The following is a 25664-nucleotide window of genomic DNA, read 5'->3' as shown; positions in this document are numbered from 1 at the left end:
TCGCTGACGCTCCTACAGTTCCAAAATTCCCCTCCGTACTTTCATCTTGTATTGTCTTATTCTCAGTGCAATCTATATAGGTGGAGGCGTAAAGCCATAAACGCAAAGAGCAGATCCTTTCGGGTGATCTGCTCTTTGCGTTTGGCGATAATCCGCCAAGTTACTAGGCGCTTAAAGCGCATCGACAGCCGCTGTTCCAGCTTCTATGATAAAAGCAGAAAGAATTGAACAGGAGGATAAGTATGACGGACATCGCCAGAGATCTACCGGAGAATCACGGATTATCTTCGCAGGCATTAAGTCGTTTTTTCATGGAGGTCAGGGAACAGGGGCTTGAGGTTAACAGCTTCATGCTGCTGCAGGGCGGCAAGGTCACCGCTGAATTTACCCGGATGCCTTACCGCCTGGGAACCCCGCAGCTGCTGTATTCGCTAAGCAAGAGCTTTACCTCCATAGCGGCTGGCATTGCCTGGGACGAAGGGCTGCTGAAGCTGGAGGATTCGGTGATTTCCTTTTTCCCGGACAAGCTGCCGGAGGTTGTGACGCCTAATCTGGTGCACATGACTGTGCACCATCTGCTCTCGATGAATGCGGGCCACCATTGCGATATTTATCCGGCTGTGGTGAAGGAGCAGGACTGGATCACCGCTTTTCTCGCACAGCAGGTAGAGCATGAGCCCGGCAGCTATTACCGCTACAGTACCCCCTCCAGCTATATGCTGGCGGCCATTATCGAACGGGTCACCGGGCAGAAGATGACCGATTATCTGATGCCGCGCCTGTTTGAACCCTTGGATATCCCGCGGCCTTCGTGGGAGACTTGTCCACTGGGCATTACGGCAGGCGGGATGGGACTCAGTCTGTCCACAGAGAGTATAGCCAAATTCGGCCAGATGCTATTGGACAAAGGAATATATAACGGGCGTAGAATCGTATCAGCGCAGTACATAGAACGGGCGGCCAGTGAGCAGAGCGATAACCGTGCAGGAGTGGAAAGGATCGACTCTGCGCAGGGCTATGGTTACCAGTTCCATCTGTGCCGGAGAGGCTGCTACCGGGGGGACGGCTCTTTTGGCCAGTTATGCCTGGTTGCTCCGGAGCAGAATATTGTCATTGCAGCAACCGCCAGCTTCGGGAATATGAGCCGCCTGCAGGTATTGTTGGATCTGGTCTTTGAGTATATTTTCGATGCGCTTGGCCCGGCCCTGCTGCCGGATTCCGGGCATCAAGCCAGCCTGCAGAAGCTGCTGTCCGATTGGAGCACTTCAGCCTTACCTGTGCTGCAGCCGGCGTTTCCCGGGAAATGGCCGGTTACCGGTTTCGGCGGCACATATCTGATCAGCGATAACCCCCATGGGCTGAAGAGGATTACTTTTACTGTAAAGAACAAGCTGAAGATCACGCTTCAAATGGTATACGGGGATGAACGGGACAATGTGCTGCCCTTCGATCTCACCAAGCCGGTATGCACTGAGGATGTGTTCTATAAAGACCTCGCTTTGCACCGGCAACAGGTAATCACTTACGCTAGCTGGCTGGCAGAGGAGACCCTTAAGCTTACGCTGTACTACATCGAAACCCCGTACATGGTCACATACATAATAGGATTTACAGACGACCAGCTCCTTGTCAGATTCAATATCAACGTCTCGCTTAACATTTCAGAATATAGTGCAGCGGGAAACAGAGATGTTAATACCCCGTTTATAAACTGTTAAGAGAAAATTAATAAAACTATTATATAATATAAATAGCCAAAAAAAGGAAAAGTTGTCCCTGTAATTAGGTTTCACATGCAGTGAAGGCAGAGGAGAGCTACCTGTGAGAATTCTTATAACGACTGATTGGTATGAGCCTGTTGTAAATGGAGTTGTAACCTCAGTAGTAAACCTGCGCAGAGAGCTTATGAAATTGGGTCATGAGGTACGGGTATTAACACTTTCTGAGAATGGATTATCCTACTGCAAGAATGGCATCACCTATATCGGCTCGCTCGGGGCAGGAATGATCTATCCGGGCGCTCGGGTCAGAACAGCCCTGGCAAGTAAGTATATGGAGGAATTGATGGAGTGGAAGCCGGAGATCATTCACTCCCAATGTGAATTCAGCACGTTCTTCATGGCACGCAGAATCGCCAAAAAGCTGAATATTCCCATTGTCCACACGTATCATACGGTGTATGCAGACTACACTCACTATTTCCTGCTGAATGAGAAGTGGAGCAGGGCGCTGGTCGCAGCATTCACGAGGAATATCCTGAAGCGGACACAGGGGGTGATTGCACCGACCGGGAAGGTATTCACCCTACTCAAAGAGTATGGGGTAACCCAAGATATCCGGGTCGTACCTACAGGCATAGATTTAGGGTGTTTTGACTTGCCTGTGCAGCAGGCAGAGACAGAAGCGGCCAGACGAAGACTTGGCATTCCCGTTACAGATAAGGTACTTCTGTTTGTAGGAAGATTGGCTCAAGAGAAGAATTTAGAAGAGATCATAGATTTTGTGGCCAGAATGAATGACAGCAGGATTACGCTTCTGGTCGTGGGCGATGGACCTGACCGCGCTAACCTGAAGAGCCTTGCCCAGGCAAGAAACGTGGAACACAAGGTTATTTTTACCGGAATGGTTCCACCGGGGGAAGTGGCTGCCTACTACCGCATGGGCGATATCTTTGTAAGTGCCTCCCAGAGCGAGACCCAGGGGCTTACTTATGTCGAAGCCCTGGCCAGCGGTGTGCCGGCGCTGTGCAGGAAGGACGCTTGTCTGGACAAAGTCATACTCGATGGTGTGAACGGCTGGCAATATACGTCCTTCGAGCAGTTTTGCGAGAAGCTGGAGGCTATTTTTGAGAGTGAGGAAAGGTACAGGGAATTATCTGCAAATGCCAGAACTCATGCTGTAAACAACTATTCCTCCGCAGCCTTTGCGGCCAAGATAGAGGAAACCTACACGAAGCTTGTAACCGAAGCACCACAGGAGCTTGAACCCTGTTTTGTCATGACCCCAGTCCGCTAAATCCAGTCTCCCGAGGTGCAGGCCAGAATTTTTTACTCAGAAACTGCGCTGCAGGGCTTCTTCGCCCGTTTCGGCGCCAACTGTACCGTAAATATATGAGTTGGACGGAGAACAATAAGAACTTTGATAAAATGTCACGATCGCTATTTTTCTGCCCGTCGCACCGGATGATTTCTTATGCTACATGGCAGGAACAACCAAGATGACTTTACAAAAATCCACGGCAGTTATCATATTCGGGAAACCTATAGCCATTGCACTCTACAGCTTTGGGCTAAGTCTGCTATCCCACAATATCATGGCACTGCTGCACCGGTGAGGGATACGATCATGAAGGTTCTAATCTATTCGGGGCTGCTGAAGCTGGTAGCAGCAAGCGGTATCGGACAAGCCATACGCCATCAGCAAAAAACTCTGGAAATGATGAATATCCCCAGCACAATGAATGCCAAGGAAAGCTATGATGTGGTTCACTTGAACACGATTTTCCCGGACTCCTTGCTCATGAGCAGACGGGCGAAGCGGAAAGGCAAAAAGGTAGTGTATTATGCACATTCCACGATGGAGGATTTCCGCAACTCTTTCCGCGGCTCTAACCTGGTAGCACCGTTGTTTAAACTGTGGATTAAGCTCTGTTACAACAGCGGTGACATCATCATTACACCTACGGGTTATTCGAAAAAACTGCTGGAGGGCTATGCCTTGAAGCGTCCTATCTACAGCCTGTCCAACGGTATAGATACGGAGTTCTTCAAGCCGGATGAGGCGTCGCGCTCCAGATTCCGCAGTAAATACAAGCTGAGGCCTGACGAGAAAGCCGTTATCTCCGTAGGGCATTATATTAAGCGCAAAGGAGTTCTGGATTTCGTGGCACTTGCGGAGCAGATGCCGGAATACCAGTTCTACTGGTTCGGCTATACCAATCTGAACCTTATACCGCGGGAGGTAAAGAAGGCGATTTTCCGCAAACTGCCGAACCTCCATTTTCCCGGATATGTGGACAGGCAGGAATTAAAGGATGCTTATAACGGAAGCGATCTGTTTCTGTTCTTAAGTCATGAGGAGACAGAGGGGATTGTGCTGCTTGAGGCTCTGGCCAGCCGAATTCCCATCCTGATCCGGGATATTCCCATCTATTCAGAGTGGCTGACAGCGGATGAAACGGTCTATAAGGGCAGGACGAACGAAGAATTCCGGAATAAAATTGCGGCAATCGCAGAACGGAGATTACCCAGTCTGACAGAGAACGGCCATCAAGTGGTGCTGGATAACGATCTAAAGGTGATCGGCAGCAGGCTGCAGGCTATATATGAACAGGAATTGCTCTAATATTATGTCATGCTCGAAAAGCCGCTCAGACCCTAATAGATCCGGGTCTGGGCGGCTTTGTTTATAAGCAGTGAAGCACTCGGCCCGGGCGGGATACAGAATAAGCATGATCAGGTGGTGGTGACATTTGCTTCCGCAGCCAGAGATCCGCCTGGACCGGATAAGCAAATCTTTGCGGGCCGGACATCAGCTCGCCGAACCACGGCAGTTTGCTATGCTCTGCGTTTGCCCAGTATCTTCATCAGCAGAATACCGTGGATAATGACCAGCATGCTGCAGACCATAGCCATAATCTCGGCTGCCTGGTCGCTGGCTGTCAGCAGATCAAAGATGCCATGCCACACAATCACCGGAACAATGCTCCAGCGGCTTCCGGCGCAGATCCAGGCCAGAACGACCGAACCGTAGGTGAGGCTGATCGCCCAGCCCAGCACACCGAAGCCCATACCCAGGTAGCTCTCATTGAACCAGAAGGCCGGAAGATGCCAAGCCATCCAGATCACAGCAACCAGCAGGGCGGAGGTGAACAGCGAGTAGCGCTGGTGCAGCTGCGGAAGCAGGTAGCCGCGCCAGCCGCTCTCTTCCCCGATCCCGAAGGTGAGCATCCACACGAGCGAGGTCATCCAGATGCCAAACTGCGGAGGAAGATCGGAGGTGAGCCCGAACTGTCGCATATCCGGCGGATGGCCGGTAATTAAGGTATGCACCAGAATGGCTACCGCTCCATATGCAAGCGGCAGTCCTGCAGCCAATATCAGCCATTTCTTTGGGAAAGACAGCGAAAATGCAGTTCTGCACCAGGCGGCAAAGCCCTCTTCTCCAGGCTGCTTTAAGCTGGCCAATGTACCAAGCAGCGGTCCGAAGGATCCCAGATAGAATTGTCCGGGCAATACCGGCAAGCCGGCTTCGAACTGCTTATTAAGCAGGAGCGGCAGCCAGCAGAGCCAGGTGAAGCCGAAGGTCACGAGGATAAAAACAATCAGTTTTCTTGTAGAGGAAGAATCGGATTTGACTAAGGAATGCATTGGATAAAACCCCTAAGTTGTAGGATATACTTCACCTATAGTTGTAGAGGTTATGCTCCATTTGGTCTGTGGCAAGGATCACAATATTCCAGACGGAATCCCCATAATTTGACGTTGTCCTGAAACTGTATCAGCCGATGGAGACATTATAGGTCCGCAGCCACAGATTCACCTGGGCCAGATAAGCAAATAATTGCGGGCCGGACATCAGCTGGCCGAACCACGGCAGGTTGCTGGAGGACTCCGGCGAGGCGGCGATTTCCCGGATTTTGGCCGGATCAATCAGCGGCAGGATTGGAGAAGAAGGATCATTCAGGATGCCCAGCATCTGCGAACGCACCTGATTCAGGTAAGCGGGATTATGCGTTTTGGGATACGGGCTTTTTTTGCGGTAGAGGACATCATCCGGCAGCACGCCTTCGAGCGCTTTGCGCAGAATGCCTTTTTCACGGTTGCCTACGGTCTTGATCTCCCAGGGAATATTGAATACATACTGCACCAGGCGGTGATCACAATAAGGAACACGGACCTCCAGGCCCACACCCATACTCATCCGGTCCTTGCGGTCCAGCAGCGTAGGCATGAAGCGGGTAATGTTGAGATAGGACATCACGCGCATCTGTGCCTGTTTGCCGGTCTCACCGTCAAGCTTCGGCACCTCAGCCACGGCGTCGCTGTACCGGTCACCTAAATATTCCAGCGGACGTATCCACTCATTCATTTCCGGTGACAATAGACCTGCACGCATCTTGGGTGCTACCGACCAGGGGAAGGTGCCGGAAGACAGCATCTCCTCACGGTGGAACCAGGGGTAGCCGCCGAAAATTTCATCCGCAGCTTCGCCGGAGATAGCGACAGTCGCCTTCTTTTTAATCTCCTGGCAGAATAAATAAAGTGAGGAATCCACATCGGTCATACCCGGCAAATCACGGGAGTAGAGGGCGTTGTCGAGTGCCGTTACCAATTCTGGAGTGTCAAAAGCAACAAAGTGATGGTTCGTGTTCAGCTCATCAATCATCCGCTGAATCCAGGGGCCGTCTGCTCCGGGCTGGAAGGCATGGCTCTTGAAATGCTTATCGTTGTCTACATAATCTACAGAGAAGGTATCGATCCGGCCCTGGCCGGTCCGGTTGTAATAATCTACGGCGAGCGCAGTCAAGGCACTGGAATCGAGTCCGCCGGAGAGCAGGGAGCAGACTGGAACATCGGATACCAGCTGGCGCTCCAGCGTATCCTGGAGCAATTCCCGCACCCGGGCTGCAGTTTCATCCACGTTATCCGTGTGCTGGTCGCTCTCCAGCTTCCAATACGCATAAGTGCGGATGCCGCTGCGGCTGTAAATCATGGCATGACCTGGACGAAGCTCGAATATATCTTTGTATACACCATGTCCCGGTGTACGGGCCGGACCGATGATGAAAACCTCCGCAAGGCCTTCCGGTCCAACCTTCGGCTGGACTTTGGGATGCTGGAGCAGCGCCTTGGGTTCAGATCCGAATACGAAGACATCGTCCACTTGGCTGTAAAACAAAGGCTTCACGCCCAGGCGGTCACGGGCGAGGAATACCTGATCGCGCAAGCTGTCCCAGACGGCAAAAGCGAAGATACCATTCAGCTTCTCCGTGCAGTCCGGTCCCCATTCGATATAGGCATGCAGGAGTACCTCAGTATCGCATTCTGTGAGGAAATGATGGCCGCGCTGCTTCAGCTCTTTTTTGAGCTCAGGGGCATTATATAGCTCGCCGTTATACACAATTGCATACACCTTATCGTCATGGCGGGCAATCATCGGCTGTGCGCCGTTCTCAGGATCAATGACGCTGAGTCTGCGGTGTCCGAAGGCAATGGGTCCTGAAATCCAGGTTCCGGCTGCATCCGGTCCGCGGTTCGCTAAAGTTTCAGTCATTCTGACAAGCAGTTGCGAGTGCCCTGTAAGATCACCGCGCCACTGGACAAATCCGGTTATTCCGCACATGTCTGGTTCATCCTCTCTTTTGTGCGATTGTTGTCTGTCCTTTCTTTTTTGCCAAGTAATACAGATATATGCCGATTGAAGGGATAAAATGTATGTCCTTATCCGAACACTAGGGGAGAGGGAAATTTGCCAGGAGGGATGGATGACAAGTGTATTATATTAAAGACGCCAAAATCCGCAGAATGACCGAGTATGACGGAGCACCTTGTGCAGAGGTTGGCGTATTGCCTGGAGCTGTGGGCGATTCCGCACTTTTGGTTTATATTGTTGAGGACCAGCGCGAGGAGGGATACGAAATTGTCCGTATATTGACGAATGACGCGGACACCGCCACCGATTGGTTCGATAACAATCTGCATGATGCTTTTAAGGACGTGACGGTCAGCGGCTTCACCGGCAGCACCGTAATGAGTCCGGAAGATGAACGGTCCAAATTTCAGCGCGAGCTGCTGATCTTCGGAGAGCTGAAGAAGCAGCTGGGCGAACATTTCAGGCAGTACTCTTGATTCCGGCGGGACCTCTTGCAACGAAGATTCACTGCACGATCACCAACCAATAACCTATAGGATGGACCATAGAGCAGGAAGCTTGCCGCATTCAGGATGCGGGAGGCTTCTTTTTTATTGGGGTTCGTATATCAGGACATCCACTGGATCGCTCAGAAGTGGCCTCAACGGTGGGGTGTAGGGGACCTCATTTGCCGGCTGGGAGAGTTTAGTCTTGATAAATTCTGTGAATCAGGTATAATAAGTAACGTTGCATTAATACATATGATCTTTATAGCATGTTTCTTCATTTGTCCCGGTAGCTCAGTTGGATAGAGCATGCGCCTTCTAAGCGCACGGTCGGGGGTTCGAATCCCTTCCGGGACGTCAAGTAACAGCCTTCCTTCGGGAAGGCTGTTTTGTCGTCCGGAGGATGAGAACCCTAGGCGTCAGCCGGGGACGTTGGAGCATACGCTTCGTGAGCATTCGCTTCGCAATCAGCCGAAGTTTGGCTGCATCCCTTCCGGGACGTCAAGTAACAGCCTTCCTTCGGGAAGGCTGTTTTGTCGTCCGGAGGATGAGAACCCTAGGCGCCAGCCGGGGACGTTGGAGCATACGCTTCGTGAGCATTCGTTTCGCAATCAGCCGAAGTATGGCTGCATCCCTTCCGGGACGTCAAGTAACAGCCTTCCTTCGGGAAGGCTGTTTTGTCGTCCGGAGGATGAGAAGCCTAGGCGCCAGCCGGGGACGTTGGAGGTTAAGCTTCGTGAGCATACGCTTCGCAATCAGCCGAAGTTTGGCTGCATCCCTTCCGGGACGTCAAGTAACAGCCTTCCTTCGGGAAGGCTGTTTTGTCGTCCGGAGGATTACTTTGAAGCGAGAACATCACGTATAGAAGCAGCGTTGCGGACTGAGGTGCTCTTATTTCGGCGGATCACATCATTTCGCAATCCATGCGGACTCAGATGCCGTTAACTAACCCGTTTCCCCTCATTTTGAGCTCCAAAGTACAATATAAGGGCCCCTGAGTCCGTATCGGTCAAAAAAACAGGATTTTTCACCAAATAGCGTCATCTGAGTCCGCATAGCTTAGCAGAATATTTCGTCTGTACAATGCAGACAATTATCCTGGAAATCCCTGCTGTCTGAGCATTCAAGTCACTCTTTGTAGAGCGATCCGCTAGACTATTGTTACTCAAACCCAAACCCCCGCTCGCCTACAGCGATCCCCAAGTAACCAACATCATTTTCACCCAATGAGTACAGTTATCTACTATAAGCCCTACTTGAACTATGCGGGACTCTGTACAGCTTCTTCGCCCCAGCTTACATCCGCTCCGGCTTAGGCAGCCCGAGTACATCCAGCGCCTCTCCTAAAGTATCGGTGAAGCTCTGGGTCAGCCAGAGACGGAAGGCGATGCTGGAGGCCTCTCCTTGGAGGATCGGGCAGGCGGAGTAGAAGTTGCTGAACAGCGACGCCAGACTGTGCGCGTAGTTACAGATCGTATTCGGCGTAAGCTCCCGGCTTGCCGTATATAGGGTGTCTTGCCAGAGGCTGAGCTGTCTCAGCAGGGCGAGCTCGGCTGCTTCAAGGTGCGGCGGAAAGAGCGGAAGCTCACCATGTGCGCTGCTCCCGCCAAGCCCGCTGCTCGAGCCATGCGCGCTGCTCCCGCTATCCCCGCTATTCCCGTGCCCCCCATACTCCCGGCTCCCGTCAAGCTCGTTACCTTCGCTATTCCCGGTACCGCTCTCCGCCAGGGCGCTGCCTTTACTGAGCACACGGCTTGCCCGGGCAAAGGCATACATCAGATAAACGCCAGTGTTGCCGGAAATCTCCATGGCTTGTTTGAAGTCAAACACAATCTCAGTACCCAGATTGAAGCGCAGCAGATAGTAGCGGATGGCAGCGGTGGCGATGAGCCGGCTGGACAGGCCGTTTTTGTCGGAACGGGTAGCCTCGATGGAATCCTCCATAAGCCGGACTAGCTCAGTGACCTTGATGCCGATGCCCTGGCGTCCGGACATGGCATAGGAGCTTTTACCGGAGGATGTATCCAGACCGAGCCCGGCAGCGGAAGCCGGACTTAGCGAAACCACACCATAACTTACATGATGCAGCCGCTCCGCCTGCTCGTGGTATCCCAGTGCCTGAAACGCCTGCTTCACCATCGCCTGCGGATATTCTTGTCTGGAATCGATCACGTTAACGACCTTATCTGCATGTCCAAAAGGCAGCACCTCACCGCTCAAGCCAGTCGTCCACAGCCCACTGCTAAATTCGAGGTAGGCGAAGTCCTTATCTAAGAGGCCGAATTTCCACAGATGATAAGCGATATCCTTGGCCGTATAGGTCAAAATCCCGTTCGAGCGCACCAGCACCTTATCCTTCTGATGCTCCTCTTCTGTCTCCGGTGTCTCCAGTGCATCCTGTGCGCCAGTGCCAGCGGATTGCTTCAGAATCCAGCAGCCGGCCAGCTTGCCTTCACTCTCCTGAACGAACACATCTGTCTGCGACAAAAGACCGAAGGCGGAAGACCAAAAGCCTCCTTTCAGAATACTGCTCTCCCAGACCAGCAGGTCATAGTTAATCCCGAAGTTGCGCATTTCCTCCACATGCTCTTTCACAATTTGACCGGCGACAAGGTTGCCGATCCATGCGGTGTTGCCGTCACCTTGTTCCAGCGCGTGAAGTATTTCAGTCCGCTTATGTACAGACTCCGGATGCTCCGCGTACTCCTTGTTGATCTCAGCGTAAATATCCCAGCAGTAATCTCCGAAACGGACATGCTCTCCGGCCAGCGGGACATTCAAGAGGCCGACTACAGTATCTGCAAGCTGATTGCCCAGATCATCCACGTAGTTATGTACCTCGACCGTGTAGCCGGTTTTTCTCAGAATTCTAACCAGCGCATCCCCGATACAGGAGTTTCTCAGGTGCCCGATATGCATGGATTTGTTCGGGTTCACCGAAGTATGCTCCACAATAACCTTCTCGCCAGCTGCCAGTGGCAGCTTGAACTCAGTCGTGGCCCATACCTGCCAATCGATGTACATATTAATGAACCCCGGTGCGGCAACCTCGATTCTCTGCAGCAGGCCGTTTACAGAACCAGACTGTTTAAGCTCAGCGATAATTAGTTCAGCGATAGCAATCGGGGCTTTGCGCAGAGTACGGGCCAACTGCATGGCAATATTGCTGGAATAATCACCATGCTCCGCATTGGCCGGCTGCTCCAGAGCCGCCTTTACCGGAGTGCTGCCGGGAACTCCCAGGTCTTCAGATACTTTGTGAATACATTGTTCCAGACTATTCTTGATAAGCTGGCTTAGCATTAACATGAGTAAATACCTCCTATAGTTGTGAAAAGTGTAAGCGGCGGCTAAAGCCCGTAGGTTAGTGCAGAATTCTAATGAACAAAGAATAGACGACAAAAAAAGCCTTCGTCTCAAAAGAGACGAGGCTTATGCGCTCGCGGTACCACTCTCGTTGCCGAACCTGCAGTTCAGCCACCTTACAGGTTAACGGTCCTTGGCCGGGGCTTCCTACTCTTAGTTCAGAAGTCCATCTCACGGGTGCGCTTCATAATCCTGATCTGTACCGGCTTACACTCTCCCGGCTCGCTGGGGACTAGGGTTCAGGGCCATTACTCTCCCGGTCATTGATTCAATATGATTTTTATCAGTATAGCGAATTTCTGGAAGAAAGCAATAGCGGAATGTCAAGCTGAACCTTGTTTCCGTAAAATGCTACCTATAACATCCGGTATTTGCAATAGATATCCGGCTTTGTCCACACCTCCAGTGATGGCTCGAATATAGTAAGTTGTTGTCACAATTAAAATATTCGGAGTGGAGAACTCAAGATGAGCTTTTTATCTACAGGACCGATTGAAAATAATGCGGTAGGCGGGCTTAGACCTACCCAGCAGGTCACGGTCAAAATCGATAACCGAAGTGATACCATGTCTTCCTTGGTGACGGTAGAGGGTTACTATCTGGATGGAACCCGCACGCTATATGTCAGTGAAACGTTGAATGTACTGCCCAATCAGGTAGTGACAACCACGTATTATGCGGGTTTGGATGCATTTGAGTTTGTTTTTGTCACTTCGGGAACCATTGATGAACAGGTGCAAGTCTCAGTCTGGGGAAAAAATAGCTCAGGCGGCTTAGTAACGCCACACCGACTGGTTTCTGCTGAACTTCTGGGAACTACCACAGGCGAAGCAGGCGCGACTGGGGTTACGGGAGCGACGGGAGCGACAGGAACCAGTCCGGCTGGTCTTTCCGAGTATGCCTATATTTATAATTCGGCTGCCCAAACGGTTCCTTTGGAGGCCGATGTTACTTTTAGTAATAATGGTCCTATAATTGGGGCAATTACATACACGGCAGGAAGTTCTGTGATTCCTATAGGTACTGCTGGAGATTATGCAGTTTGGTTCAACGCAACGGGAGTTGAGCCCAATCAATTTTCACTTTTTCAAAATGGTACTTCTGTTGCAGGCGGCATATATGGTTCTTGCGCCGGAACTCAGGCCAATCCCGGAATGGTGATTGTTGTAGCGGCAGCGGGAGATTCCCTGACTCTGCGCAATCATTCCAGTTCAGCGGCAATTTCGCTGCAGACGCTGTCAGGCGGAACACAAGTCAATGCCAATGCCTCAATCCTGATTCAAAAAATAAACTAAGCTTGGCAGAGTAGAATTCAGATAAATTCGGATTCCAGTGAAGCTAAATAGCCCGTCACCGATGGATTTTCGGTGACGGGCTGCTTAAACTTGCCAGGCATTTTGATCCCTGCCTCACAAACAGGGTGCTGTCCCCAGTATAGTTAGGGCAGCTTTATTTATCATAAGTAATCACATAGATGCCGCCTGGCAATGGACTACAAAGCCAGCTCGGCAAGCAGACCTCTTCAGAATCTCTGACAGAGGAAATGCCTAGTCCGCAGTAGGCGCACCGGTCAGATTCTTGATGTCCGTAGAACCATAAATCAGCAGGGCAATTACAATTACCAGCAGCAGACCGCCAGCGAAACCCTCCCCGTCAAAACTGTCCATATCCCCGCGCCTCACTTTCACTTTCTAATTAGGTGGTCAGGAGTTTTCAGCTTTCTTTTTCAAAGCGGTCATAATCTCGTTCAGGGTGAGACTGCTGTTGTCATCAAGGAAGCTGACCAGCTTATCGACGTTGTCGTTGCTTAGATCACTTAAGGTTTTATATTTGCCTACCAGACTGACGAACATCGATGCGTCCGTGTACATCTGGATGGAGTCTACTTTCAGCTTGCCGGTCAAAAGAAGAGCAGCTACCGCGAACTCAAGCCCTTTTGGAGTTTGTGTTTTGGAGCTGGCCGGTGGTTTTTTGGCGGCAGGTCTTTTTCCTCTTCCAGGAGGGGGCATAGGACTCCCTTCTTCCGTTGGGCATTCTTCGGGAAAGCGGCAGCAAGTGCGGTCTCTCCTTAATAAAAAGATATGCGTCCCAACAGATATTGGTGAATGGAACCTGTCTTATGTACACACTGACTAGAGGACGCACGAATCTTATTATATTGTGCGATTAATGATCAACCGTCGCTAGTAACTGAGTTTCACGCCGTAAATGCTAGATATGGAAGGAGGAATGAGACGGGATGCCGATTTTATCAACAGGACCTATCGAGGTCTGCTGCTGGTCTTCTCGGCAACGGTATCAGCCGGAATTGATGTAGCGACAACGGTTGACCGTTATGCCAGCGGCGGAATTACAATTGTCTAAACCCAGCACTGCAAGCCAATAGAAATAAATAAAACAGGGACCTCCCAAGCCTATAGGCTCAGGAGCATCCCTGTTTTATTTATGGCGTAGAGGATAGGATCTTCAGCATATTTTCACTGAAAACCACCAGTTTCACTGAATTCTGCTGTATCAAGTGCAATTAGAACGGAGGCTCTAAGAACGTAGACGCTTGGCATACCTTGCTCGCAGCTTGCCCGCAGTTTAAAACGCCTAACCCGTACCTGCCCGCGGCAAAACGTCCTACCCCGCAGTCAGCCTCCGCTCCATTCGCCCACAACTCACGCTTCGCCTCCGGTCATATCGCAAGTATCTCGCGGATATCCTGCTCGCTCAGGCTGGACAGGGCTTCCTGTCCCGGCTGTATCACTTCATCAATCAGATTCTTCTTCTTCTGCTGCAGCTCGTACATCTTGTCTTCTACGGTTCCCTGCGCAACCAGGCGGATGACCTGCACGACCTTCTTCTGTCCGATCCGGTGGGCGCGGTCAGCAGCCTGCTGCTCGACAGCCGGATTCCACCACAGATCATAGAGAATGACCGTGTCGGCACCGGTCAGATTAAGACCGGTGCCGCCCGCCTTCAGCGAGATCAGAAAAAGATCGCGTTCCCCTTCATTGAAACGGGTGCATAGCTGGGTACGCTGGGAAGCCGGTGTTTGTCCGTCCAGATAGAAGTGCGGGATACCCAGCAGGGCCAATTCGCGCCCGATCATCCCCAGCATTTGCGTGAACTGTGAGAAGATCAGCATCCGTTTGCCGGAGCTGCGGCATTCATCGATAATCTCCAGCAGCTGCTCGAATTTGCCCGATCCACCAGTGTACCCTTCCACGAACAGGGAAGGGTGGCAGCACAGCTGGCGCAGCCGGGTGAGACCGGCGAGGACTTTGATCCGGCCGTTACCGAAGCTGTCGCTGTCCAGATGCTTGAGCGCTTCCTTGCGCAGTCTGGCCAAATATGCGACGTAGAGCCTTTTCTGCTCCGGCAGCAGCTCAGAGGCCTGCAGTGATTCGATTTTGTCCGGCAGCTCCTTCAGGACGTCGCTTTTGAGTCGGCGCAGCAGGAAGGGGCGGATACGCTTGGCCACAGTCTCCCGGGGGAGGTCATGGAAGGCCTTCTTGCCGGGGAACAGCCCGGGAAATACCACGCCGAAGATTGACCACAGGTCCTCCAGCGCGTTCTCCACCGGCGTTCCCGTAAGCGCGAACCGGTACCGGGCTTGCAGGAGCTTAACGGCCTGGGCAGTCTGCGTCTCATGGTTCTTAATCATCTGCGCTTCATCCAGGATGAGGGTATGGAAAGACCGCTTGGCGTATTCCACGGCATCTCTGCGCAGCAGCGGATAAGAGGTAATGATGACATCATGGCCGGCTGAATTCCGCAGCGTCCGGTTGCGTTCGTCCGCACTGCCGTCGGCAATGGCTGCCTTGATATCCGGCGCGAAACGCTTCAGCTCATTATGCCAGTTGTAGAGCAGCGAAGCCGGGCTGACAATGAGCGCAGGGACTCCGCCCTGACGGATATCCGCAAGCTCGGAGAGCAGGAAGGTGATACTCTGCAGCGTTTTGCCGAGACCCATGTCATCGGCCAGAATGCCGCCGAAGCGGTAGTGGGCCAGCGTCTTCATCCATTGGAAGCCGTACTGCTGATAGTCGCGGAGTACAGGGGCCAGACTCTCCGGCACAGGGAAGTCCAGGTTCTCGGGACTTGCCAGATTGGCCAGCAGCCGCCGGAACGACCGGCCGATCTGGACGGAATCGCCTTTGCCGGTATCCGCATGCAGGCGAAGACCCCGGACCAGCGGCAGGGAGAACTCTGCGTGATTGAACTCTCCGTTCTGAACGCCAAGCTCATTCATCAGGGCGATAATTTCCAGGAATTCTGCAGTTTCCAGCGGCAGCAGCGCACCATCCGGCAGCCGGTAATATTTACGCTTTTCCTGCAGGGATTTCAGCACCAGCACAATATCCTTCTCCGGAATACCATCCATGCTGAACTTGAAGTCCAGCCAGTCGGTCTTCTCATTCCAGCTCAGGCTGACCTTGGGCATGGCATGCTCCGTAAGCACTCTTTCCTTGACGGCAGTAGTGGCATAGACCTGAAGCAGCGGCTCCAGCAGCGGAATGGTATGGTGGAGGAAATCGAATTCCCCGTCCTCATCCCGCATGATATATCCGCTCTCCGTCCGCGCGAACGACTCATGGGCCATCAGGTCGAGAATCCGCCGTTCGGCCTCCCCGTCCCGCATCAGAATCACCTCATTGCTCCGCTCATGCGCCTTCTCCTCCAGCGGATTGATGACAATCCCGCCATATTGGAATTCAAGTCCGGCGAGCAGCCGGTCTCTGACCCGGTCGAGATAGAGTCTGGCGTGAAGCTGGGCCTGAACGATTCTGTCCGCGATGGCATCGGCAATAAACACCTGGCCCAATTTTTTGAGTCCGGGAATGACGCCCTCCATGAATGGCTCCATCTGCTCCGGGGCAATGGCAATTCCATCCTGCCGCGAGGGGTTCAGCAGCTTTTTCAGCTCAGCGAGACGCCCGCATTCCTGCACCGGCAGCTTCAGTAGCTTGCCTTCTGACAATACCAGCCCGTAATCTTCCAGAATCGTAAGCTGCTGAAGCCCCTGGACATCCAGCCGGTACCCCTCTCCTTGCGCCTGATCGAACTGGAAGCTCAGCGGAAGAGCCTCGGCGGAGAGAGACAAGCGTTCGTGCAGGATCTGGCCGTGCTGCAGACGGGCTGCAGGGGCGGCCGTGAGTGCTGGCAGCAGGCCCTCCCAGAAGAAGGGGGGAATAGCCAGAAGCCGCTCATTTCCCGAAGTGCCGGTATGCGGAGTGTAAGGGCTGATGCTGCTGCGGTATATTTTTTCATTCAGCATGATTTCAATCAGCTTCATGAGCACCTCATTATCTTCCTTCGAGAAGCTGTGCAGGGCGGGATCATAACTGAAATGTCTGGAGAATTCAAAAGGTTCACCCCGGTGAACACGTTCCAGAAACCCCCGGATTTTGGGCACGATATAGAGGCGCTTAGGACCAACCTTCAGTTCTATGCCCAGCATTGTGCTGCCGAAGCTGTAAGAGAAAGGTTTGCAGATGAACTCTACCTGAAGCGGTGTCCGCAGATCCATATAAGTTCCGGCTCCACTCGGCCGCTGCCGCACTCCGGTGAACATCCCGAGCATGCTGCTCACCAACTGCCGGTCACCGCTGCGTCCGGTGTATCCGTCTCCGGCAGAGCCGGAATGGCGGGGCGTAAGTATACCGGTCTCTCCCGTGAACGCCTCCGGCACTTGCCCATCCGAATCGGGAGTCTGGTCCATGTCCCTATCTTTGCCGAGATAAAGGACACTAACCAGTGCAGCTGCAATATGTTTGCAGAAAGGTCCGCCGCGGTAGTAAGCCGGGCAGGTACACTCCCCGTTAACATCACCGTCACTATCTATGGTTAGCACTACTTCATGGCTCTCCAGTCCATGAACCGCAGCGCGGTATTTCGAATATTCCCCGTCATCGTTGTGCTCAGAATAGATAAGATCAACCTTATGAGCGTGATAATAAGCTACCCCCTGATCAAAAGCGGCTCTGCCGCACAGCAGCTTGATTACCCGTTCCGGTACCTGGAAACCCAATGTAATCCTCACTTCCTTCTATTCCTGATGGCTAACTTGCTCTCAAGCTAAGACCTGTTTTGTCCCGTTGGACAATCGTTATAGTACCCATAATAACAGAACAGGCGTACGCCTTCAAAAGGGGAATGGGTAAAAAACAAAGCAAAAACCCGGCGGGGATTGTATATTGCCCCGCCGGGTTACATATGGCCTGCGCTTTTACCTTGCCCCGCCAATTCCGTGCATGATGAAGCTGACGGTCTGCTCAATCTCTTCCTCGTCATTCCAGTCATGGTCCGGCATCAGCAGCAGGCGGGCCAGCAGATAGCCGATGACCGAGGAAATGGTGAAGCGGATGATCGCAGGAGTGGGAGCATCCGTAAGCTGGCCCTGCTCCTTGAAATGATCCGTGATTACAGTGACACGCTCCAGCACCTGGCTCAGAATATTCTCGACTAGCTGTTCTCTGAGCGCGGGCTGGAAGGGGATCTCCTGGATAAGGATTCTGATAATTTTGAGATTCTTACGGGCGAAATCGAGCCGGTTCACCATGAATGCCTTAAGGAAGGCATCATAGCTCTCAAAGGGTACATCCAGCACACCGCTGAAATTACGCATCACAAACGGAGCGATCATCCGGCTCATGGTGGGGACTACGATGGCCAGCAGCAGATCTTTTTTGGTTTTGTAGTAGCGGAAGATCGTTCCTTCAGCCACACCCGCCTTCTGGGCGATCTCACTGGTGGCGGCTGCTGAGAACCCCTTCTCCGAGAATGTATCAATGGCCGCCTGCAGAATGGACCTCTGCTTGGGGGTCATTTGTTCCTTTTCACTGAGGGCCAGCAGCTCTTGAATCCACTGCTCCTGCCCCTGCTGCTCTGCAGCCTTGTCTTTCTCCATAATGGACCCTCCAACTCTCTTGCTCTTACCTTCAAGTGTACCACAGCCCATACTGCGAATTCGAAGTTACATTCTGCGGTGCTTACGCAAGGCCAGCACATTCAGCAGCATGAACAGCAGGGAGAAGCCGATCAGCACGAATACATCAAGAGCGATATCATTCCATCCCTTGCCGCGGATCATGATATCCATCAGTGCCTGGGCGCCGTAGTAGATGGGGGTTGCCAATCCTACGCGCTGCAGCCAGAGCGGAAGGGTATCCATCGGAAATAATCCGCTCAGGAAAATCTGCGGCACAATGACCAGGGGAATGAACTGGATCATCTGGAGCTCATTAGCGGCAAATGCCGAGAGCAGGGTGCCGAGTGTCAGTGCCGACATCGAGAGCAGCAAGGTTATCAGCAGAACGTAGCCGAAGCTTCCGGCCATCATAATGCCAAGCACCTGGATCGAGAACCAGGAGATCAGCAGCGCCTGAAAGACGGTGAAGATACCGAAGCCGCAGACATATCCTAGCACGATTTCCCAGCGTTTCAGCGGAGTGGAGAGCAGGCGTTCCAGTGTTCCTGTGGTCCGCTCGCGCAGGAAGGAGACGCCCGCGATCAGGAAGACGAAAAAGAATACAAATACCCCGATCATAATCGGGCCGAAACGGTCGATCGTCTTCATATCCTCGGCGCCGTACAGATAGCTGATCTGCGGCTGATGCTGTACGCTGCCAGCCGCTGACGGCTGCAGGCTCTGCATAGCTTCCTGCATGGCCATCATCACGGCACGGTTAGCGGTCGGGTTGCTGCCTTCCAGCATGATCTCAGGAGTGGTTCCCTTCATTGTAATATAAGCATCAATGTCCCCGGACTGAAGGGCGGCGTTGCCGGATTCATCATTATCATAGCTGGTAACTTCAGCCTTCTGGGCTTCCAGCGCGGTACTGAACACTGCAGCACCGGAGGCTACGCCAATCTTCGGCTTATAAGCGTCGCTGTTAAAGACCAGGCTCATCAAGCTGAGCACCAGCAGGGGGGCGATGAACATCAGCGCCATGGTTCTTTTATCATGGATGAATTGCTGCAGAATTCTCAGGGTAATCGCACGGATTCTCATGAGCGCACACCTCCATAGTACAGGAAGGCTTCTTCAATGGTAGCGGAGCCGGTTGCCTGCAGCAGTCCGGCGGGCGTGTCTACAGCGAGCAGAACGCCATCCCGGATCATAGCCAGCCGGCCGCATTTCTCCGCTTCATCCATAACATGTGTGGTGAGTACAATCGTGGTGCCTTTACGGTTCAACGCCTTAAGTTCCTTCCAGATCGACTGGCGCAGCACTGGATCAATCCCGACTGTGGGTTCATCCAGCAGCAGCAGCGGCGGCTCATGCAGCAGCGCGATAGCCAGGGACAGCCGGCGTTTCATGCCTCCGGAGTATTGGTCTACTCTTTTGCGCAAATGCTCCTGCAGGTTCACCAGCTCCATTACATCTCTGATCCGCCGTGTCCGGTTGCCGCCCTTCAGACCGTAGAGGGAAGCGAAGAACTCCAGATTCTCCTTGGCGCTCAGTTCAGTGTATAGTGCATCGGACTGGGCCATATAGCCGATCTGCTGCAGCATGGCAAGCTTCGGCATCCGTACCCCAAGGACGTTAATCTCGCCGGAGGTAACTTCGTCTATGCCCGTGAGCAGCTTGACCAGCGTGGTTTTGCCGGAGCCGGACGGGCCCAGAATTCCGAAGGTTTCCGCCTGCTCCACCTGCAGCGTAATATCCTTCAATACCTTCTTGCTGCCGAAAGCCCGGTCAACATGGGTTACTGTAATCACTGGGGGGGCTTGCTTCATTGTGATCTCCTCAATTCTTAGCATTATGAGTGAGTACTCACTCATTATCATAATGATTCTCTTGGTAAAAGTAAATCTCTTTTCCAAGTACACAAAAATATAAATCTGACGTGCGAATGATATCCTCTATTGCGGACAAGACTGCGGTTAGCTTGGGAATCTGATGTTTTGCCCGCAATAGCTGATTGTCAGTCCGCCTGACCGGCGGACAGATTATGAAAAAGCTGTGTCAGGCTCCCGCAGGGCACATGCACCACATGCACAATGTCTTAAGGACGCGGACCCGTCTCCGCCTGCCGCCGCATAAATCATATTAAATTTTAGGTATTCCCCGTTTCCACCTGCCGGTTATCAGGGTAATAAGGAGAATACTGGAGATTACCGGCTACTTGAACCCATTCCATTAGAAGGTGGTGCGAATCATGGCAGGACATAAGCTGCTCCTTACTCTGGGAGTGCTTCTCGCAGCGGCCGGACTTAGCGGCTGCAGCAGTTCAGACGGTGCAGAAGCGGACAGCGGAGCTTTTCATACCCTGGCGGAAGAGAATGCGGACGCGCAGCAGTATTTGCCTGACGATCTGCCAATACCGGAAGGCGCGGGCATCACTTTTACTCAAGGTGAGGTGGCAGAAGGGAAGAAATCCTCTATGCTGATCTACGAGACAGAGGAAAGTATGACCGCTCTTGGAAGTACATATCAGAAATATGTAAGGGACAAGGATCTGGAACGCGGAACAGAGATTGTCGACAGCAACAACATTCTAATTAATGGCAAGGTAAGCGGTTCTTATTCATATTCTATTATTGGCAGCAGCTCGGACTCTAAGTCCGGCGGTAATGAGATTATCGTGACGTGGATACTGAATTAACATAACTTTTACAAACGGCGGGTCCTGGAGTTATTCCGGGGTCCGCCGTTGTATTTTCCTCCCCATAAACATTTTTGCTTTTTTTAATAGATTGGATGGACAAGTTGAGAAAGAAAAGGAGTGACGGAGGGGAATTTTGGAACTGTAGGAGCGGGAGCGACCGCCTTTGTCCCCGGATTTCCACCGCGTATAGCGGTAACAATCAAGAAATCAGGGAACAACAGCGGCTGGAAGTCCAAATATTCACCGCAGTGGCGACTGGTTTTTTCTCGAAAAGGTTAAAGTTCAATCCATTTAGGAGAGCGAAAATGTGATTACTTTTACAATTAATATTTCCATAACATTCCTCTGCAACAGAATTGACATTCGTAGATGAAAATAACATTAGCAGTTACCTATAGGAAAAGGGTGAATCTAATTGACAAACAGTAAATGGATCGGTGCAGCATTGGCTTCAGCACTTCTCGTAACAGGGGGATCAGTAAGTGTTTTGGCTACAAGCAGCAGTGTGAGCGCCGCCGCCGTCAAGACAGCCGCAGTTCAAGAGGGAAGTACTACATGGAGTATCAATGGTACGCCGGTTGCGCTCAGCACAATCAACAGCGGTGGATATAAACTCTATTCGTTAAGCCAGGTGGCAGGGGAGCTTGGAGCAGGACTTGTGCTCGGCAGCAGCGGATTTCTATTAAATGACAGCAAGGGCCTACATAATGTACAGATTCAGGCGGGTGTAAAAAGCTATCAGGTTGATGGTGAAGCACAGGAATTTACAGTAGCACCTGTCGTTCATAACAACAAAACCTATGTAGAACTCACGAAGCTGGTTACCGCACTTGGCGGTGAGCTGCAGGCGGATACCAGCAGCATCCTGAGCTTCGCCCGGCCGACAGGTCAATTTGACACCCTTCATTGGAATGCCGACGGCGCACTGATCGCGAACCAAGGCGATGCTGAATCGACAATGATCTACAAATTTAGCCTGGTGCCAGGCAATTATGACTTGTTCTCTTCCAACAGCAGTGTAATGGATTATGCAGTATCTCCTGATCAGAAGTGGGGCGCGTTCAGCAATGAGACAGGCATTATGCAACTGATCAACTTGTCCAGCGGAGTGATCACTACCCTTGGCAAAGACACCAGCGTGAAGACGGACCTCGTATGGTCCAGCGACGGCAAGACGATCTATTTCATTCAAGGCGACAAGCAGGAGAAGCTGGCGCAGATTTCTGTAGAGACCGGAGAGGTCAAAGCGCTGCTTGAGGATAAAGTGGAGAATAAATCGGAGCTTCGCGTATCGGCGGACGGCAAAACTGCTGTGTACATTGTCAATGTAACAGGCACAGCCAAGAATGATGCCGACAGTACTGAAGATTCACTGACTGTAGACTTCAGCAAAGCCGGAGAACAGCTGTACAAGCTGGATCTGGCCACCAAAGGCGCGAAGCCGGCAGCCCTGACTACAGCGCTCGACAACAAGCTGTATCCGGAGATTCTTGCGGGCGGCAGCGTAGTGTACCTGAGTGCAGATCCGGAGGGCACTGCCGCCAATACCCTGAAGTCGATTACAGCAGACGGTACCAGCACAGATATCACCTTGAGTGCTGAAGCCAACTGGGCTGCTGGAGTGAGTACAGGCTTGGTGGTTGCAGGCTTGGCAGCAGACGGCAGCACAGTAATCTACTCTATTGCGGGCGGAGCGGCTCCGGTTGAAGTATTCCGTACGGCAGAGGATGTGTCCGAGGTGTCTGTATCGAATGACGGCAGCAAAGTGGCAATTGTGAGCGACGGCAAAATCCTTGTCATTCAGAACGGCAAAGCAGTACAGCTGTCCAACTAATAACTAATACTGAGTAACAATGATTCATAACAACATTTATCGGCGCTGGCCGCCGGGAGGAGATTTTAGACATGAAGGTTTTCAGAAAATTAACAGTAACAGCGCTCACCGCGGTTATCGCGGTTACCGCAGCTTTTGCAGGGGTTGCCGCTGCTGCGGACAGTCTCAAGGGTAAAATCACCGTTAACGGTTCGACCGCACTGCTTCCATTGACGCTGCAGGCCGCCAAAGAATTCCAGAAGCTTCACCCTAAAGTGAAAATCGCAGCTTCAGGCAAAGGCTCCGTAACCGGCCCCCAAGCCGTGAAGAAAGGCATTGCGGACATCGGCGCCTGCGACTGGGATGCCAGTATGGATGTTCCCGGGTTCAAGGCTTTTGAAGGACAGGTAGGCAATAAGGTAGCCGTTATTCCTTTTGCAACCATCGTGAACAAAAACGTCGGTGTAGACAATTTGACTACAGAACAGCTTAAAGGCATCTACTCCGGCAAAATCACGAACTGGAAGGAAGTCGGCGGATCAGATGCCAACATCGTGGTGATCACCCGTGCCTTCGGTTCCGGTACCCGGGTCAACTATCAGGCGAAGGCACTTGCCGGCGGAGATATTGTGAAGAAAGAGAAGAATTACAAGGAAGCCGGCTCCAGTGGCGATATGAAAACAGCTGTGGGCACTACTCCGAACGCTATCGGATACATCGACCTTGTCTACGTGACCGGCAGTGACATCAAAGCCGTGAAGTTCAACGGAGTGGAAGCGACTACGGACAATGTTATCAACGGTTCGTACAAGATTTGGGCTTACGGCTACTACATGACCAAAGGCCAGCCTACCGGCGCTACTAAAGAATTCATCGAGTACGTGCAGAGCAAGAAGTTCCAGCAGGGTTCACTTAAAAAGCTTAAATTCATTCCGATTGCCGCCATGCAATCCTAGGATCAATCCTAGTACAAGGTAACAGACTGATAGGTAACAGCGGCCAGCTCCGGAGCTTCATGCGGGGTTGGCCTCTTACAGGAGGGAAAGTATGGGGGCACCGGTTCATAGACTGACAGCACAGACACAGAAGAGCCTTGAGGAAGTTAAAGTAAATACCAGAAGACATAAGAGACATCTGCTAGGCAATACGATATCCCGTTATTATTTCTTATTCAGTATCCTTGCGCTGTGTCTGGTGCTTGGACTAGTTATTGTATTCATCGGCAAAACGGCACTGCTGCTCTTCGAGAGCATCTCGCCGCTCGATTTCTTCTTCTCGTTCAACTGGACACCGGAAGAGGAGGCCTTCGGCGCCGCTGCCTTTATTGTAAATACATTATCGCTGACGGCACTGACCCTGGTCATTGCTGTACCGATCTCGGTAGGCATGGCCGTGCTTTGTGCGGAGATCGCCCCCAAATGGATGACAAGCTTCATCCGTCCGGTACTGGATCTGCTGGTCGGCATACCTTCTATTGTATACGGCTATCTGGGCTTGACCGTACTGCTTCCCTTCCTGCGTAGAGTGAGCGGAGAAGGGCTGGGGGACGGACTGCTCGCTTCAGCCCTCGTGCTGGCGCTGATGGTCCTGCCGACCATTTGCCGGATCAGCGATGATGCGATTGTGTCCGTTCCGCGCAAATACCGTGACGCCGCGTATGCGCTGGGCTCGACCCGTCTTCAGGTCATTATGCGTGTTGTGCTGCCGGCAGCGAGCCGGGGGATTATCTCGGCTGTTATTCTCGGCATGACCCGTGCGATCGGCGAGACCATGGCGGTGGTTATGGTGATCGGGAATACACCGCAGCTGGCGAAGACCCTGTTCACGCCAACCTCCGTGCTGACCAGCAACATTGTAATGCAGATCTCTAATGTTGAGTTTGAGTCCACCTGGAACTACTCCCTGCATATGATGGCCTTCCTGCTGCTGCTTATTTCCTTTGTGCTGATTCTAATTATCCGCGTGCTGGGCCGTAAACGGAGGGATGCCTGATGAACGGATTTACCCGTACACGATATACGGCAAGGGCGCAGCGGCGCAACAAAATAGCAACCATCGGTTTCTACACACTGGGCGCTCTGGTGATGCTGCTGATTTTCTGGCTGCTGTTCACGATCTTAAGCAAAGGCCTGCCGGCGCTCCGGCCTGACTTCCTGATCAAGCAGCCGGAAGAGATGGATGCCGGCGGGGGGATCGGTCCTGTGCTTTTCAACTCCTTCTATATTCTGTTCATCTCGCTGCTGATCTCGGTTCCCATCGGGATCGGGGCAGGTATCTATATGGCGGAGTATGCGCCGGATAATGCCTTCACAGGCGCATTGCGCATCTGTGTGGAATCCCTGGCCTCCGTTCCGTCCATCGTGTTCGGCCTCCTGGGCCTGGCGATCTTCGCCGAGTACTTCGGTGTCGGCCTGACCATCCTCGGCGGAGGCGTCAGCCTGGCACTGCTGAATCTGCCGATGCTGGCCCGCGTGACGGAAGAAGCCGTGCGCGCGGTCCCCGGCGAGATCCGTGAAGCCGGCTATGCACTCGGCATGACGAAGTTCCATGTCATCCGCAAGGTAGTACTGCCGGTAGCCCTTCCGGCAATCATCACCGGCGTCTGCCTCGTGGCCGGGCGCGCCTTCGGGGAATCGGCGGTCATTATCCTGACCGCCGGACTCAGCACCTCCGGCGAGATGTGGGATTTCAATCTGTTCTCACCGGGCGAGACCCTGGCGGTACATCTGTGGTACGTGCAGTCCGAGGCAATTGTCGAGGATGCGCGGCAGATCGCGGACAAATCCGCTGCGGTGCTGGTGTTCGTAGTCCTGCTGATTAACTTTATTTTCCGCTTTCCGCTGTGGCTGGGGAACCGCCGCAGGGGGCGCTGAGACTTAGACTTGGAGCGGTATATGTAAGTAACAGGCTGCCTTTGCTGTGGATAATCCATGGCGGGCAGCCTGTTTGACGTTAAGAGCAGCGGAGAGGATCGCAGCCGCCGGAGGGCTTTTTTCACAGGGGAGCCTATCTATTTCCATTGCT

General features: G+C 52.6%; 19 protein-coding genes, 1 tRNA gene and 1 other annotated feature. Of the genes, 12 read left to right on the top strand and 8 right to left on the bottom strand.

Features of this window, described 5'->3' with window-relative positions; translation table 11 throughout:
- Positions 1-242 precede the first annotated feature (242 nt).
- From R50912_RS26515 to R50912_RS26505, 3 genes are all read left to right on the top strand, one after another.
- Positions 243-1718, top strand: a complete 1476-nt coding sequence (locus R50912_RS26515) for a serine hydrolase domain-containing protein (protein WP_042239044.1) — start codon at positions 243-245, stop codon at positions 1716-1718.
- A gap of 103 nt (positions 1719-1821) precedes the next feature.
- Positions 1822-3015 carry a glycosyltransferase family 4 protein gene (locus tag R50912_RS26510; protein ID WP_042239042.1) on the top strand — a complete coding sequence of 398 codons (1194 nt, stop codon included), beginning with the start codon at positions 1822-1824 and terminating at the stop codon, positions 3013-3015.
- A gap of 330 nt (positions 3016-3345) precedes the next feature.
- Positions 3346-4344: an LTA glycolipid anchor biosynthesis glycosyltransferase, IagA/BgsA family gene (locus R50912_RS26505; protein WP_042239040.1), complete on the top strand. Its 999-nt coding sequence runs from the start codon at positions 3346-3348 to the stop codon at positions 4342-4344.
- Positions 4345-4556: 212 nt separating this feature from the next.
- Here R50912_RS26505 and R50912_RS36520 read toward each other — a convergent pair whose 3' ends face one another.
- Positions 4557-4967 (bottom strand): CPBP family glutamic-type intramembrane protease, encoded by a 411-nt coding sequence (locus R50912_RS36520; RefSeq protein WP_442950533.1) that lies wholly within the window; start codon positions 4965-4967, stop codon positions 4557-4559.
- Positions 4968-5499: 532 nt separating this feature from the next.
- On the bottom strand, positions 5500-7344 hold the full coding sequence (gene asnB, locus R50912_RS26495; protein WP_042239037.1) for an asparagine synthase (glutamine-hydrolyzing): 1845 nt from the start codon (positions 7342-7344) through the stop codon (positions 5500-5502).
- Between the two features lie 149 nt (positions 7345-7493).
- Here asnB and R50912_RS26490 point away from each other — a divergent pair, with 149 nt between their 5' ends.
- Together R50912_RS26490 and R50912_RS26485 are read left to right on the top strand one after the other, a co-directional pair.
- A complete protein-coding gene (locus R50912_RS26490) occupies positions 7494-7850 on the top strand; it encodes a hypothetical protein (RefSeq protein WP_042239036.1) in 357 nt (118 codons plus the stop codon).
- 292 nt (positions 7851-8142) lie between these two features.
- A tRNA-Arg gene (locus R50912_RS26485) sits at positions 8143-8216 on the top strand.
- A gap of 939 nt (positions 8217-9155) precedes the next feature.
- Here the strand turns inward: R50912_RS26485 and R50912_RS26480 are convergent.
- On the bottom strand, positions 9156-11162 hold the full coding sequence (locus R50912_RS26480) for an arginine--tRNA ligase (RefSeq protein WP_042243355.1): 2007 nt from the start codon (positions 11160-11162) through the stop codon (positions 9156-9158).
- 115 nt (positions 11163-11277) lie between these two features.
- Positions 11278-11498, bottom strand: a binding site (T-box leader).
- A 194-nt stretch (positions 11499-11692) separates the two neighbouring features.
- On the opposite strand from R50912_RS26480, the gene R50912_RS35760 reads away from it, so the two are divergent.
- Positions 11693-12520, top strand: a complete 828-nt coding sequence (locus R50912_RS35760; RefSeq protein ID WP_052416709.1) for a hypothetical protein — start codon at positions 11693-11695, stop codon at positions 12518-12520.
- 408 nt (positions 12521-12928) lie between these two features.
- On the opposite strand, the gene R50912_RS26470 is transcribed toward R50912_RS35760, so the two are convergent.
- On the bottom strand, positions 12929-13234 hold the full coding sequence (locus tag R50912_RS26470) for a hypothetical protein (RefSeq protein ID WP_042239034.1): 306 nt from the start codon (positions 13232-13234) through the stop codon (positions 12929-12931).
- Between the two features lie 220 nt (positions 13235-13454).
- Between R50912_RS26470 and R50912_RS36285 the strand changes: the two genes are divergently transcribed.
- Entirely contained in the window at positions 13455-13589 is a 135-nt protein-coding gene (locus tag R50912_RS36285; protein ID WP_269322081.1) for a hypothetical protein, read from the top strand.
- Positions 13590-13905: 316 nt separating this feature from the next.
- Here the strand turns inward: R50912_RS36285 and R50912_RS26465 are convergent, their stop codons facing one another.
- The 4 genes from R50912_RS26465 to R50912_RS26450 all read right to left on the bottom strand — a co-directional run bounded on the left by R50912_RS26465 (position 13906) and on the right by R50912_RS26450 (position 19955).
- The gene (locus tag R50912_RS26465; RefSeq protein ID WP_442950493.1) at positions 13906-17256 is read right to left on the bottom strand and encodes a DEAD/DEAH box helicase; all 3351 of its coding nucleotides are present in this window, start codon (positions 17254-17256) and stop codon (positions 13906-13908) included.
- A 186-nt stretch (positions 17257-17442) separates the two neighbouring features.
- Positions 17443-18123 (bottom strand): TetR/AcrR family transcriptional regulator, encoded by a 681-nt coding sequence (locus tag R50912_RS26460; protein ID WP_042239030.1) that lies wholly within the window; start codon positions 18121-18123, stop codon positions 17443-17445.
- Between the two features lie 66 nt (positions 18124-18189).
- Positions 18190-19227: an ABC transporter permease gene (locus R50912_RS26455; protein WP_042239027.1), complete on the bottom strand. Its 1038-nt coding sequence runs from the start codon at positions 19225-19227 to the stop codon at positions 18190-18192.
- On the bottom strand, positions 19224-19955 hold the full coding sequence (locus R50912_RS26450) for an ABC transporter ATP-binding protein (RefSeq protein WP_042239025.1): 732 nt from the start codon (positions 19953-19955) through the stop codon (positions 19224-19226). The genes R50912_RS26455 and R50912_RS26450 overlap by 4 nt, the downstream gene beginning before the upstream one ends.
- A gap of 422 nt (positions 19956-20377) precedes the next feature.
- Between R50912_RS26450 and R50912_RS26445 the strand changes: the two genes are divergently transcribed.
- The 5 genes from R50912_RS26445 to pstA all read left to right on the top strand — a co-directional run bounded on the left by R50912_RS26445 (position 20378) and on the right by pstA (position 25513).
- Entirely contained in the window at positions 20378-20824 is a 447-nt protein-coding gene (locus R50912_RS26445; protein ID WP_042239022.1) for a hypothetical protein, read from the top strand.
- 418 nt (positions 20825-21242) lie between these two features.
- On the top strand, positions 21243-22661 hold the full coding sequence (locus R50912_RS26440; RefSeq protein ID WP_156123348.1) for a stalk domain-containing protein: 1419 nt from the start codon (positions 21243-21245) through the stop codon (positions 22659-22661).
- Between the two features lie 71 nt (positions 22662-22732).
- Positions 22733-23596 carry a phosphate ABC transporter substrate-binding protein gene (locus tag R50912_RS26435; protein ID WP_042239016.1) on the top strand — a complete coding sequence of 288 codons (864 nt, stop codon included), beginning with the start codon at positions 22733-22735 and terminating at the stop codon, positions 23594-23596.
- Between the two features lie 91 nt (positions 23597-23687).
- A complete protein-coding gene (gene pstC / locus R50912_RS26430; protein WP_042239014.1) occupies positions 23688-24632 on the top strand; it encodes a phosphate ABC transporter permease subunit PstC in 945 nt (314 codons plus the stop codon).
- Positions 24632-25513 carry a phosphate ABC transporter permease PstA gene (gene pstA, locus R50912_RS26425; protein WP_042139673.1) on the top strand — a complete coding sequence of 294 codons (882 nt, stop codon included), beginning with the start codon at positions 24632-24634 and terminating at the stop codon, positions 25511-25513. The genes pstC and pstA overlap by 1 nt, the downstream gene beginning before the upstream one ends.
- Positions 25514-25664 lie beyond the last annotated feature (151 nt).

The organism is Paenibacillus sp. FSL R5-0912 (assembly GCF_000758605.1).
In the GTDB taxonomy this organism is placed as follows: Bacteria; Bacillota; Bacilli; order Paenibacillales; family Paenibacillaceae; genus Paenibacillus_AQ.
Note: the sequence above shows the minus strand (reverse complement) of the source record. Positions and strands in the feature narration are given on the sequence as shown.